Source organism: Desulfurobacterium thermolithotrophum DSM 11699, assembly GCF_000191045.1.
In the GTDB taxonomy this organism is placed as follows: domain Bacteria; phylum Aquificota; class Aquificia; order Desulfurobacteriales; family Desulfurobacteriaceae; genus Desulfurobacterium; species Desulfurobacterium thermolithotrophum.
Genome location: NC_015185.1, coordinates 427,587 through 439,915, shown reverse-complemented (window position 1 = coordinate 439,915; position 12,329 = coordinate 427,587). Strand labels below are relative to the sequence as shown.

14 protein-coding genes are annotated in these 12,329 nt (G+C 32.9%); 6 read left to right on the top strand and 8 right to left on the bottom strand.

Annotated features, from left to right (window positions below; all coding sequences use genetic code 11):
* Positions 1 to 4: 4 nt before the first annotated feature.
* Genes DESTER_RS02245 through DESTER_RS02210 form a run of 8 tightly spaced genes read right to left on the bottom strand, consistent with a single transcriptional unit; the run spans position 5 to position 4,464 of the window.
* Positions 5 to 292, bottom strand: coding sequence for an RNA-binding S4 domain-containing protein (locus tag DESTER_RS02245; RefSeq protein ID WP_013638049.1), 288 nt, complete (start codon positions 290 to 292; stop codon positions 5 to 7).
* Positions 222 to 536 carry a lipopolysaccharide assembly protein LapA domain-containing protein gene (locus DESTER_RS02240; protein ID WP_041737344.1) on the bottom strand — a complete coding sequence of 105 codons (315 nt, stop codon included), beginning with the start codon at positions 534 to 536 and terminating at the stop codon, positions 222 to 224. Before DESTER_RS02240 ends, DESTER_RS02245 begins: the two co-directional genes overlap by 71 nt.
* Positions 537 to 547: 11 nt before the next feature.
* Positions 548 to 1,009: a DUF4149 domain-containing protein gene (locus DESTER_RS02235; RefSeq protein ID WP_013638048.1), complete on the bottom strand. Its 462-nt coding sequence runs from the start codon at positions 1,007 to 1,009 to the stop codon at positions 548 to 550.
* 10 nt (positions 1,010 to 1,019) lie between these two features.
* Positions 1,020 to 1,214: an ATP-binding protein gene (locus DESTER_RS02230; RefSeq protein ID WP_013638047.1), complete on the bottom strand. Its 195-nt coding sequence runs from the start codon at positions 1,212 to 1,214 to the stop codon at positions 1,020 to 1,022.
* Positions 1,211 to 2,068: a bifunctional methylenetetrahydrofolate dehydrogenase/methenyltetrahydrofolate cyclohydrolase FolD gene (gene folD, locus DESTER_RS02225; protein ID WP_013638046.1), complete on the bottom strand. Its 858-nt coding sequence runs from the start codon at positions 2,066 to 2,068 to the stop codon at positions 1,211 to 1,213. The genes DESTER_RS02230 and folD overlap by 4 nt, the downstream gene beginning before the upstream one ends.
* A complete protein-coding gene (locus DESTER_RS02220; RefSeq protein WP_013638045.1) occupies positions 2,034 to 2,843 on the bottom strand; it encodes a TIGR00282 family metallophosphoesterase in 810 nt (269 codons plus the stop codon). The genes folD and DESTER_RS02220 overlap by 35 nt, the downstream gene beginning before the upstream one ends.
* On the bottom strand, positions 2,840 to 3,424 hold the full coding sequence (coaE, locus tag DESTER_RS02215) for a dephospho-CoA kinase (RefSeq protein ID WP_013638044.1): 585 nt from the start codon (positions 3,422 to 3,424) through the stop codon (positions 2,840 to 2,842). The genes DESTER_RS02220 and coaE overlap by 4 nt, the downstream gene beginning before the upstream one ends.
* Positions 3,424 to 4,464: an AI-2E family transporter gene (locus DESTER_RS02210; protein ID WP_013638043.1), complete on the bottom strand. Its 1,041-nt coding sequence runs from the start codon at positions 4,462 to 4,464 to the stop codon at positions 3,424 to 3,426. The genes coaE and DESTER_RS02210 overlap by 1 nt, the downstream gene beginning before the upstream one ends.
* Positions 4,465 to 4,611: 147 nt before the next feature.
* Here DESTER_RS02210 and DESTER_RS02205 point away from each other — a divergent pair, with 147 nt between their 5' ends.
* From DESTER_RS02205 to DESTER_RS02180, 6 genes are all read left to right on the top strand, one after another.
* Positions 4,612 to 5,103, top strand: coding sequence for an HIT family protein (locus tag DESTER_RS02205; protein WP_013638042.1), 492 nt, complete (start codon positions 4,612 to 4,614; stop codon positions 5,101 to 5,103).
* Between the two features lie 2 nt (positions 5,104 to 5,105).
* Positions 5,106 to 6,161 (top strand): tetratricopeptide repeat protein, encoded by a 1,056-nt coding sequence (locus DESTER_RS02200; protein ID WP_013638041.1) that lies wholly within the window; start codon positions 5,106 to 5,108, stop codon positions 6,159 to 6,161.
* A gap of 121 nt (positions 6,162 to 6,282) precedes the next feature.
* Positions 6,283 to 10,077: a translocation/assembly module TamB domain-containing protein gene (locus tag DESTER_RS02195; protein WP_148223764.1), complete on the top strand. Its 3,795-nt coding sequence runs from the start codon at positions 6,283 to 6,285 to the stop codon at positions 10,075 to 10,077.
* Complete coding sequence (rnhC, locus tag DESTER_RS02190) at positions 10,067 to 10,879, top strand: ribonuclease HIII (protein WP_013638039.1); 813 nt, start codon at positions 10,067 to 10,069, stop codon at positions 10,877 to 10,879. The genes DESTER_RS02195 and rnhC overlap by 11 nt, the downstream gene beginning before the upstream one ends.
* Positions 10,879 to 11,757, top strand: a complete 879-nt coding sequence (gene sppA, locus DESTER_RS02185; RefSeq protein WP_013638038.1) for a signal peptide peptidase SppA — start codon at positions 10,879 to 10,881, stop codon at positions 11,755 to 11,757. Before rnhC ends, sppA begins: the two co-directional genes overlap by 1 nt.
* A complete protein-coding gene (locus DESTER_RS02180; protein WP_013638037.1) occupies positions 11,714 to 12,322 on the top strand; it encodes a lytic transglycosylase domain-containing protein in 609 nt (202 codons plus the stop codon). The genes sppA and DESTER_RS02180 overlap by 44 nt, the downstream gene beginning before the upstream one ends.
* The last annotated feature ends 7 nt before the right edge of the window (positions 12,323 to 12,329 follow it).

Sequence of the window (12,329 nt, the reverse complement as noted above, 5' to 3'; positions counted from 1 at the left end):
TACCTCAGAGAAGATCTATTATTTCTCTTATATCTTTTTTCTTATCCTCTATAATCTCAATGAGCTCTCTGGCTTTTTTCTTGGAAACATTCTTTCCAGAAGGAATTTCACGAACTGTAAACTTTACATATCTTGAAACCGTATCTATTTCAATAGTATCGCCTACTTTTACTTCTCTTGAAGGTTTTGCTACTTGACCGTTTACTTTAACAACCTTTAAGTCACATAGTTCCTTTGCCTGACTTCTCCTCTTTACTATTCTTGATAGTTTGAGAAACTGATCTAACCTCACTTTCTTTCCTCTTACTCCTTATATTTGACGGAATAGAAACTATCTTCAAAATTAAAGAAAGAAAACCTGCTGCCAAAAAACCGGCAACAAAGGAAAATACGATAACAACAAAAACTTTTGTATGAAATATTCCAACAAAGGGTATTGTTACGCTGACATCCTGAAAATTATAGAGTGCAAAAAGCGTAACACCAATGACAATAAGAGCTACCATTAAAACATAAAAGTATTGTTTGAAAGTCATCTTAATATCCTCTAAAAGGTTAAGTAAAGGGAAGTAATTCCTATGATCATGAACCCTAAGAGTAAATTTAAACCGTTCAAAGCCATTGATACACCATGAAGCTTTAGAAAGGAATTATAGTAACTTTCATCTCTTGTCCTGTAGTATTCCATTTTTAGAGAGTTTGCTCTTGGAGTGATAAAAAATCCATTAATGAAATTAGACATATTCATAACAAGCAAGAAAAGAAGATTTAACCAGGCAACAATAGTCATTGATTCTTTTACTAAAATGTAGAAAGATACAAGAGCCAATAAACCAAATAAATTTCCTAAGACAAAATACTTAGGAAAAATAAAACCTGTGTATTTTCCTGCTTCTTCTTTCTTAAAGATTTTAAACGCAGCAGGAGCTCCAATAACTGTAAAGAAAAACATACTACCCACCCATAATGCTACACAATAGAGATAAAGAGACTTTAAAAAGAAGAACATTTCTTTTCTCCTATAAATCTGTCCATTTTAAAGTTATTGCATCAACTGGACAATTCTCAACACATATTTCACAACCATTGCATTTTTCTGGATTCATCACAACTGCTTTTTCACCACTCATTACAAAAACACCCATTGGACAAACTTCAATACAAATCTTACAGCCTATGCAGAGCCCTTGATCTATATAAGAAACTACTTTCAATAACCCATCCTCATCTTGAAAGCTTTTACTGTATTGTAAAGAAGCATTGTAATTGTCATTGGTCCTACGCCACCTGGTACAGGAGTGATTGCTGCTGCCTTTTCTTTTACTCTTTCAAAGTCAACATCACCAACTATCTTCCCGTTTACTCTGCTGATACCAATATCTATGACAACAGCTCCTTCTTTTACCATATCTTCTTTTATAAGATGCGGAACTCCTGTTGCAACACACAAAATATCCGCGTTACGGGTATAGTAAGCAAGATCGTTGGTATAAACATGACAAACCGAAACAGTTGCATTTGCATTTAAAAGCATGTTAGCTAAAGGCTTACCAACAATGTTGCTATGTCCAACCATTACTGCGTTTTTACCTTCAAGCAAGATGTTGTATTCTTCAAAGAACTTCATAACTCCTGCAGGAGTACATGGCATTAAACCCTCATCGTAAAGTCCGATAACTGCTTTTCCGACGTTAACTGGATGGAAACCGTCAACGTCCTTTTCTGGAGATATGTAGTTGATGACTTCCCTACATGAAAGGTGCTCTGGAAGTGGAAGCTGAACGATTATTCCGTCAACTGTTTTGTCTTCATTAAGCTCTCTAACAACATTGTTTAGTTCTTCTTGTGTAATATTTGCAGGAAGCTTTCTATCAATAGACCTAATACCAACGTTTTCACAAGCTTTTATCTTGTTCCTGACATAAATCTCACTCGCAGGATCATTTCCAACTAAGACTACAGCCAATGCAGGTTCTCTTCCTGCTTTTTCCTTTAATTCCTCAACTTCCTCTTTTAGCTGATTCCTAATTTTTTTAGAGAGTGCCTTCCCATCGAGTATAACTGCCATCTTCACTCCTCTTGTAAATTTGAAAAATTCTTTCAAAGTTTACTATTTTTCCATTTTTGTCAACTTCAAAAATGACTCCAGAAACTTGGATCCTTTCAGGTTTTTCAGGAACTTTAAGCTTTACAGGAAGCTGTTTTATAAATCTATAGATTCCCTCTTCCTTTCCCATTCCAATAATTGCATCAACAGCCCCGCACATACCAGCATCAGTTATATAAAGAGTTCCTTGTGGAAGAATTCTAAGATCTGCAGTCTGTATGTGAGTGTGAGTTCCCAAAACCGCTGTAGCTCTACCATCAACGTAAAATCCAAAGGCTTGTTTTTCAGATGTAGCTTCGGCATGAAAGTCTACTATTACAATGTCGGCTTCGTTTTCTTCAACTATTTTGTCAAAGACAAAAAACGGATTATCAAGACATTCCATAAATACCCGTCCCATTAAACTTATAACTAAAATCTTTTTTCCTTTGACTTCGATAAGGAAATAACCCTTTCCAGGAGTACCCTCTGGATAATTTGCAGGTCTTAAAATTGGATAATTATCTATGAACTGAAATATTTCTTTCTTATCAAACGTATGATTTCCACCTGTAAGAACGTCAACTCCGTACGAAAAGAGGTTCTTGGCAACTTTTTCTGTTAACCCAAAGCCAGCAGCGCTATTTTCACCATTAACAATACATAAATCTATTTCCTTCCTATTTTCTTCAAGCCAAAGGTGTACCGCTCTTCTACCAGGTCTTCCTACAACATCTCCAAGGAAAGCAACCTTCACGTTTCAAGCTCCTCTAAGTAGTGAACAAGATTTAAAACTTGTTCCTTTAAATGTAACACATTTTCTGTATTGCATATCAGAAAGTCAGAATATTCTAACTTCTTTCCGTAAGGAAGCTGAAATGATTCTCTTCTTATTACTTCTTTTAAATCAAATCTTCTTGAAGCTCTCAAAAACCTTTGTCCTTTATATGCGAAAACTAAAACCACAAAATCAAAAAGTTCTTGCCATCCGTATTCAAAAAGAACGGCTGCTTCCACAAAAACAATACTATCTGTGTATATTCTCTTTATAAAAGATATTTCTTCAAGAATTAAAGGATGAGTTATTGATGTCAACTTATCTAAGCTCTTTTTATCAGAAAAAACCATAGAGGCAAGTTTTTTTGTGTCTATCTCTCCATCTTCTTTGAGGATTTCTGTGCCAAATTCTTTCACTACTGCTTTATATCCTCTACGTCCCTTTAAAAGTACCTTTTTTCCGATTATGTCAGCATTAAAAACAGGATATCCAAGACTTTTGAGAATATTTGAAACAGTTGATTTGCCAGAACCAATATTTCCAGTTATTCCAACCAACACTATAACGACTCCCTTTTTTCTAGGAAACTTTCGAATATTGGAACAATCATAACAGCAATTGGCACGGATATAATAATTCCTAAGAATCCACCATAGTAGCCTCCTATAAATATAGATAAGAGAATTAGAAGTGGATTAATCCCTGTAGTCTTACTCATTACTACTGGATATATGAGATTTTCAATTCCAACTTCAGTTAGGAAGACAATTAAGACACCAATGACGTAGGTAAGCTGACCATTGTCAAAAATTGCTAAAAGAATGGAGGGAATTAAACCTGAAAAGAAACCAACGTAAGGAATCATATTAAGAACTCCTGCAACAAAACCAATGAGAAAACTGTACTTTATACCGACAAAATACAATCCTAAGGCTATATAGAATCCGACAAACGTTGCAACTGCTATTTGACCAATAAGGTAACTTGATAAAGATTCATGAACTTTTTCCAAAAGAGATTTAAGTTCATCTCTAATGCTTACAGGTGTAATTTTTAAGTAGATATCCCTAATCTTTCCAGCATTTACAAGAAAGTAATAGGTTATTAAAGGAACAATAACAACGTTAATAAAGAGAGTAAATACAGAGAAAACACCGCTAAAGAATCTTTGAACAATGTCTCTTACAGGTAAGGAGCCAAGCTGGATATAGGCACTTCTTACTAATGTTTGAAGAGTTGATGTATCAAAGTGTAGTTTTTTTAGAAGGTGTTCGCCCACGAATTTATAAGTGAAAGCATCTAACTTCTTCGTTAATTCAGGAAGGAACTTAATAAAGCTTTGAACTTGAGAAATAACAGTTGGCAAAACGATGAACAGGACTATTATCAATACGAGAAAAATAGAAAAAAGGGTTAAAATAGCAGAAATATTTGTCCTATTTTTTGTGAGTTTTCGAAAAAGGTTAAATAACGGATAAGAAAGGTAAGCAATTGCTGAACCTATGAAAAACGGCATGATAGCAGTTTTCATTGAAAATAGAAAAAAGATTAAAAGGAATATCGTTGAGAGAAGAAAACCTTCAGGTAGATATCTTTTCACTGTTAACTCTCCTGGAATGACTGCAGTTTCTCTAACTTGCTTTCTAAAAGCCTTTTAAGACCAAATGCTAAAGAAATTTTGTTGATTAGGAGATAATAAATTCATAGTCTGATAAAATTTTACTAAATTTTTGTTTTAGGGGGTTCAATGGAAATAATTTGGGCACCGTGGAGACTTTCGTATGTAAGTAAAGTTACAAAAGAGGAAAAGAAAGGTTGTTTTATTTGCAATGCCATAGAAGATAGTCCATCAAAAGACAAGGAGAATCTCCTTCTTTATAGAGGTCAAAAGGCAATAGTAATTCTTAATAGATTTCCTTATAACACAGCTCATTTAATGGTTTGTCCAATAAGACACACTGGAAATTTTCTTTCTCTTCTTCCGGAAGAACTAGCAGAAATAGACGAGCTTTTAAAACGCTCTGTAAGAGCCATAAAAAGAGCATACAATCCAGATGGATTTAACATTGGTTTAAATCTTGGAAAGGTCTCAGGGGGAAGTATGGATACTCATATCCACTATCATGTAGTTCCAAGATGGCTTGGTGATACAAACTTCATGCCAGTCATTGGAGGAGCGAAAGTAATTCCACAATCTCTTGATGAAACTTACGACATACTTAAAAAGTTCTGGGAATAGTAATGATAGACTACTTACGGAAATTTCTTCACAAAAAAGAAAAAACAACCATTGTAGGTTATCTTAAAAAGCTTTCTATAAATAGACACGATTTAATAGAACAGGTTCCAGATATTGATGTAGATAGTCCAGTTAATGCTTATGTAACGCTTGCAATGTTGTTAAAGGAAAAAGGAGAGTTCTATAAGAGTCTTAAGATATTGGAAAAGTTAAAAAAAGAAAATTTATCAGAAAGCGAGAAAAAGCTTGTTTATCTTAATCTTGCTCTTGTTTATAAATCGGCTGGCTTCTTAGATAGAGCTGAAGAGGCTTTAAAGGAAGGAATTTCTCTCTTTCCTTCTGAGAGTTTTTTCTACTATGAATTAGCTCAGATAAAAAAAAGCTCAGGAAAGTTAGAAGAAGCTGTTGAATTCTTAGAAAGAGCTGTAAGTTTAAAAAAAGAATTTGAAGATGAACTTATTCATACTAAACTTTACCTTGCTGATAGTTATATTGAAAGAGGAAGAACGGATAAGGCTTTTAAAATAGTTAGAAAACTAAACCTCAAAGTACCTATTCCTCTCTTTTATTATGTTCTTTCAAAGCTGTACTATTTTGTTGGAGAAACGGAAAAAGGATACAGAAAAGCTCTTCAAGGTATGAAGCTTTCTCCAAAACATCAAGCTCCATTTTTAAAGGTGATAGAAGAATTTGAAAGTTTATCAGAGGATAAATTAAGAGAAATAATTAAGGAAATAGGACTTTCTCCTGTAACAGGAAAAATGCTTGTTGAAAAACTTAAAGTCTCTGGAGATAAAAAACAGTTACTAACCTTGCTTCAGGAATTGAATGCCAAATTTCCATTAGATCCGGAAATAAAAGAGCTCTTTTTAAAGACTCTTTGGGAAATTGGAAAAAGAAAGCAGGTTGTTGAAGAAATTGAAAAGTTTTTACTTACTTTAAAAAAAGAGAAGAAGATTTTTAAATGTGAAAACTGTGGCTATGAAACCGATACATTTGACTGGATATGTCCAAGATGTAGACATTGGGAAACTCTGGGGATAAGCTGTGAAGGTTAACCAAGAGTTTCTAAAGGCTTTTTTAAAATCCATAAAACGCGGTAAAATTAACAAATTTCTGAAGTTAATTTTTACTATTTTCTTTATTTATTTTTCATTTTTGATAGGAAAAGACCTTTTTTTGTTTTATCTAAAACAGAAAGAAATAATAAAATTTCAGTATAGCGGAATTTCTTTTTCCTATAAGAAGGGAAACTTAATTCTAAAAGCAAATGAAATCCAATTTCAAAAGCCTGATTTAAGAGTTAAAACTTCAAAGCTAGAACTTTCATTAAAAGTGTGGGAATCCTTGAAAGAACTAAAGCCTGACTTTACCTACATAAAAATGGATAAACTTTTGGTTAATCGACTTGTTAAAAGGGAAAATAAATTTTTACCGAAATTTGCATTAAGTTTGCCTCTTAGAGTCGATACTTTTTCAGTAAAAAGATTTAGATATTTAGATCCTACCATGAACATAGAAGGGAACTCCATTTTTATCGGCAAAGAAAACTTTCACATAGGTAGGATAGAAGGGGATATTCAAAATAAAAAGTTTATACTTAAACCATTGGAAGGAAAGGTAATTGATAATGCGTTAGACTTTTCCAATTTAGAAGTTCGTTATGATCAAGTTAAACTATCGGGTAAAGGAAAAGTAAAAAAGGATCTGACAGAACTTACTTTCAATGGTTTTCTTGAAAGAAAAGAGTTAAAAGTTTCATTTAATTTAGAAAAAACAGGAAAAAATTTAGAGATAAGAGGCGTTGCTAATTTTAAGAATTTCAAGGAAATTTCTTTTTTCTTTGAAGGAAAACTTGGTAAAGAGTTTACTCTTTCAAAAGGAAAGTTAGTCTACAAGAAAATAGAAACCGATTTATCTGGAAAACTTAATCTTCAGGAATTTTCCTTAAAAGGAAAAATAAGCGGAAAAGAAATTAGAACAGATTTTATTACAGCTCGAGGAATACTTGGAACATTTTCTATAAGAGGAAATTACAAAAAACCTATCTTGAAATGGAATATTAAAGGAAAGTGGTTAGATTCTTTTCTAATTTCTTTAAAAAACGTATCCACCTTTGGAAGTTATCATGACGATAAATTAATCTTAAAGGTAAGCTCTAAACTTATTGATGTAGCTTTATATATGAATAAAGGAAACGGTAAAGGAAACTTTAAACTCAAAAACCTTGATATTAATGCTTTAAAACCTATTCTTGCAGAAAAAGAAAAATATGGAAAATGGATTCCTTCTGTCGTTCTCTCAGGAGAAGGGAAATTTAAAGTTAATGGTTACAATCTTATTTCTTACTCTGGTAATTTTACGGTTAATGAATTTTTCTTTAGAGGATTTTCTGCTTCTGGTAATCTGGAACTAAGAGGAGATAAAAGAGCTCTTTCCTATTCTTTAAGTCTTTTTTCGTCTAAAGAGCAACTTACTTCCAGAGGAAACATTAATTTGAAACAATTAACTATAGATGCTTCCTTTTGGGGAGAAAATCTAAAGTTTTCATCCCTTGATTTTCTCAAAAAACTAAAACTTAATGGAAGTGTAGATTGTGAAGGGAAACTATGGGGAAGTTTGAAAAATCCTGAAGGTGAATTTTCTTATATTTCCGAAAATTTTAGCTATCATGGTATAAGTTTAGGAAATGTAAAAGGAAAAGTAACTTTACAGAATTTTTATCTCAACGTATTCGGAAAAAGTGAGGAAGAAAAATTCTCTCTTGAAATTCTTCGTATTCATCTGAAAAAACCTCTGGAGATTACTCTAAAAGGAAATGTTCAACATATGGATGTATCTTCCCTCAGAAGGTTAATAAATCTACCAATTATTCTTAGAGGAGATATTACAGGAAAGTTTTCTATTTATTCTCCCAATATAAAAATTCCTGAGACTATAAGTTTTTCAGCAATTGTTAAAGAATTTAATGGAAATTTTTCTATAGATAAAATAAGGGGAGTTGTTAAAAAGGTTTCCGGCTCTATACTCTACAACTCGAAAAAGTTAAGTTTAGATTTTGTTGGAGATGGAAAAACTTTGAAAGCTGGGGATGTCCAGCTTGAAAATGGAAAGATTAATTTGACCTTAAAAGACGAAAAACTTCATGTTCTACTTAAAGACTTTTCTTTTGAACCTTTAAAGAAAAGTAGCGTTTCAGGAAATATTGCAGTTACATTAGACAAAAGAGAACTTAAAGGAAGTATAAAAGTAAGTGGAGACTATACTAAAGAAGATCTTTTCTTTGGAGTAGCGTTGAATTTAAGTTTACGTGGAAAGTTAGATAACTTTACCACTAAAGTAGATGGAAATCTTTCTGTTAAACATCCTTACCTTAAGAAAGTACTAAAGTTTAAGCTATCAGGAAAAGTAGAAGAACCAGAAAACTTAGGTAGTATTTCTATAAAAAGAAATAATGAAGAAGTAAAATTCCTTTTGTCAGGAGATAAAACAAATCTTGTCGGAGTTTTAAGAAATATTGGGTTGAAACTGCCGGCTGGAGAAGTCTTAATAAAAATGGCTTTTGTTAATCTTGATTTAAAAAAACTTGATGGAGACATAGCACTTCCAGCTTTTGATGTAAAGCCCGTTAGTTTCTATCGGCTTTATTCAGTTTCTGGCCTTTACATTAAGCTCAAAAATGGAGAACCTGAGATTTCTGGTTGTAGACTTTCTTATATAGATGGTTGGATAGAGCTCTCAAACTTAAAACTTGAAAATAAGAAAATAGGAGGCAAATTCCTTGCTCAATCTGGTGTAAAAGGTCTTCTGTATCTTACAGATTTAAAAAATGAAATAAAGTACATAAAGGGTACTATAGACTTTTCTGGTTCCTTTGAATATGAAAAGGAACTCAAATATTCTGTAGATTTTTCTTCAAATAGAATAGACACCAGAATTGATTTTATCTTAGAAAAACTTTCTCTTATCAATTTGAAAGGAAAACTGCAAAATGGAAAATTGTCTTCTATTTTCGCTGAGATCAATGCTGGAGACGGAAACATTGTTGTTAATGGTGGACAGGAAAAAGGAATAGTTATATCAATAGCAGATGTTTCTGCTGGTCAGCTTGGATTGTGGAAAAGTCTTATTTCAGGAAACGTGATTTTCAAGGGAAAAAGCATAAATGGAAAACTAAACCTTACAAAAATTAAGTTTCTTCTTCCTAAAGAAAAAAAAGAAAAACACCAAAGAAAGCTTCCTACAATTCCTATAGATGTTTCTGTTGATCTTTACTTTTCTGATGCTGTTGCAATCAAAGGAGATCTTTTCTATCTAAAAATTTTACCTAAGCTAAGTTTAAAAACTATCAATAAAAAGCCACTTATTTCAGGTAGCTTTTATGTTATAGATGGACGTATAGACTACATGGGAAAAGAATTTAAAGTCATTTATGGTACGGGAGTTATAGATAATCTCCTTGAGCAAAAGGGTAACATCGATATTTTGGCCACTTCCTATATTTCAGGTTACTATATTTATATGCACATAAAAGGAATTTTTGACTCGTTTAAGCTTTACCTTTCCTCAGATCCTCCATTAACAAAAGAACAAATACTTAATCTAATAATGACTGGAGCTTCTCCTGAACAGGTAGAAGCAAGTTCGGAGCTCTTTCCAGCCGTTCAAGTAGCTTACTACGCAACTTCTTATTTATTTAAACCTATAGAGAAACAATTTAAAGAAGTACTAAAACTTGAAAACTTTTCAATTGAGCCTTACATCACTAGATACGGAGAAACAGTTGCAAAGATAACTCTTATAAAGAGACTCACGAAAAGAGTTAGAATAATAGGATGTGAAACTACGGGACAACGACCAGAATATGGCGGAAGCATTCAGGTTTTCTTAACGGATAAGTATTATATTGAAGGAAAGTTCAATAGTTACTATGGACCAGAGCTTGGTGTGGGGTTTGAGATAAATGTTAGATAGAGAAAATATAGAACTCCTTGTAAAGAAGCTAAAAGAGAAAGGTGCAAAAGAAGAAAAACCTCCTCCACATGCATTGTATAGGTTGAGAAAAGATAAGGGCATTTTGACAATTTACAAAACAGGTAATGTAGTTTTTGGAGGAAAAGATCCTTCTTTTTTAAAGGAAGAAGTGGCAAAGGTCTACCTTCAAAACGTTACTGTTACAACAAAAGTTGGTTGTGATGAAGCAGGAAAAGGGGAATTTGTAGGACCTCTTGTAGTTGCCTGTGTGTGTGCGGACAAAAACTGTTTAAGAAAACTTTTGGATTTAGGAGTAAAGGATTCTAAGGCTCTTTCAAGAGAAAAGATTCTTAAAATGGCAGAAGAAATAAAAAAATACTGTCGTGGACGAGTAAAAGTTATAATGCCTTTTCAATACAATAAACTGTATGAGAAATATAAAAATCTCAATAGACTATTGGAAGATATCTACGTTGAGCTAATAGGAAGCCTATTAGCAAAGTATTCTCCTCAGGAAGTAATCGTTGATAAGTTCAGCTCAAGGATTGAACCCTTATTAAAGGAAAAATTTAAGAATACTTCTTTTAAAGTAGTTCCTAAAGCTGAAAAAGATCTTGTAGTAGCTGCTGCATCAATTGTTGCAAAAGCTGAAAGATTAAAAGCAATGGAAAAGCTAAGCAAAGAATTGGGAATAGAACTTCCAGAGGGTAATATCCAAAATGAAAAAGTTTTAAAGATCGTACCTGAAAAGCTTATTGATAAATTTGTGAAATTACACTTTAAAATAAAGGAGAGTAAGTAATGAGGAGATTAAAAAAATTTTTCACATTTTTAGGAATTGTTTTTTTCATTTTAATTCTTTTCTCCATCTTTAAAGGTTTTTTCTCGTCTAAGGTTGCTGTTCCTGGAGAAAAGATAGGAGTTGTGAAAGTTGAAGGAGTAATAAAGAGGTCTGATACTTATGTAAAGCTTCTAGATAAACTTGAAAGGAATAAAGAAATTAAGGCAATTGTATTAAGAGTAGATTCGCCAGGTGGTGTTGTGGGAGCCTGTCAAGAAATCTATGACAAAGTCAAAGAAATTACTAAGAAAAAGCCTATTGTTGTTTCAATGGGATCCATTGCAGCATCTGGAGGGTTATATATATCAGTACCAGCAACAAAGATAGTTGCTAATCCTGGAACAATAACTGGCAGCATAGGAGTTATACTCCAGGCCTACAATGTTAAAGAGTTAGCTGATAAAGTAGGAATAAAAGTAATAACTGTAAAAAGTGGAAAGTTTAAAGATCTGCTAAATCCTTTTAGAGAACCAGATAAAGGATCTCTTCAGATTCTTCAGGCCCTTATAAACGACTCGTACGAACAGTTTGTTGAAGCAGTTGCAAAAGGCAGAAAACTCCCTATAGAGAAAGTTAAAAAATTTGCAGATGGAAGAGTTTTTACAGGAAGACAGGCAAAAAAACTAGGTCTTGTTGATGAATTAGGAGGCTTTGAAAAGGCAGTTGAAATTGCAAGAAAGCTTTCAAAGTCTCCAAGTGCGAAAGTTTTTGAGGCAAAACCTGAAAGAACGTTTCTTCAAAAATTACTTGGAGAAAAGACCGAAGGTATGCTAAACAACTTATCGAGAGTTTTAAATGGTGAGATTAAAGACTTTTACCTTATGTATCTTCTTGATTAACTTTTTTTCTCTACCAGCTTTTGGATGGATAAAGGTTTACGAGAAAGAAGGAGTTATTTATATTATTGGTGAAGGAGAGAAGAAGTTTAAGAAACCTGCAAAGGAAAATCTTACATATATAAAAGCAAGAATTAGTTATTATGCTAAAAAGTATGGAATTCCTGAAAACCTCTTTCTAAATCTTGTTAAGGCTGAATCGAACTTTAATCCAAAAGCTGTTTCTTCTAAAGGAGCGAAAGGACTTTGCCAACTCATGCCAGCTACTGCTAAAATGCTTGGAGTGAAAAATCTATTTGACATCGATGAAAATCTTGATGGAGGAGCAAGGTACCTTAAAATACTCTATAAAAAGTATAAAAATTGGAAGTTAGCACTTGCAGCTTATAATGCAGGCTCAAGAGCTGTTGATAAATACGGTTCTGTTCCTCCATATAGAGAAACTCGAAACTATGTCAGGAGAATTCTTCAAAAAAGTGAAAAATTTTCTGGAGTTAGAAAAAAATACAGAATTGTCATGAAAAAAGTTGGCGATACTGTTATAATTTCGCAGGAATACATCAAGTAGGAGAAGG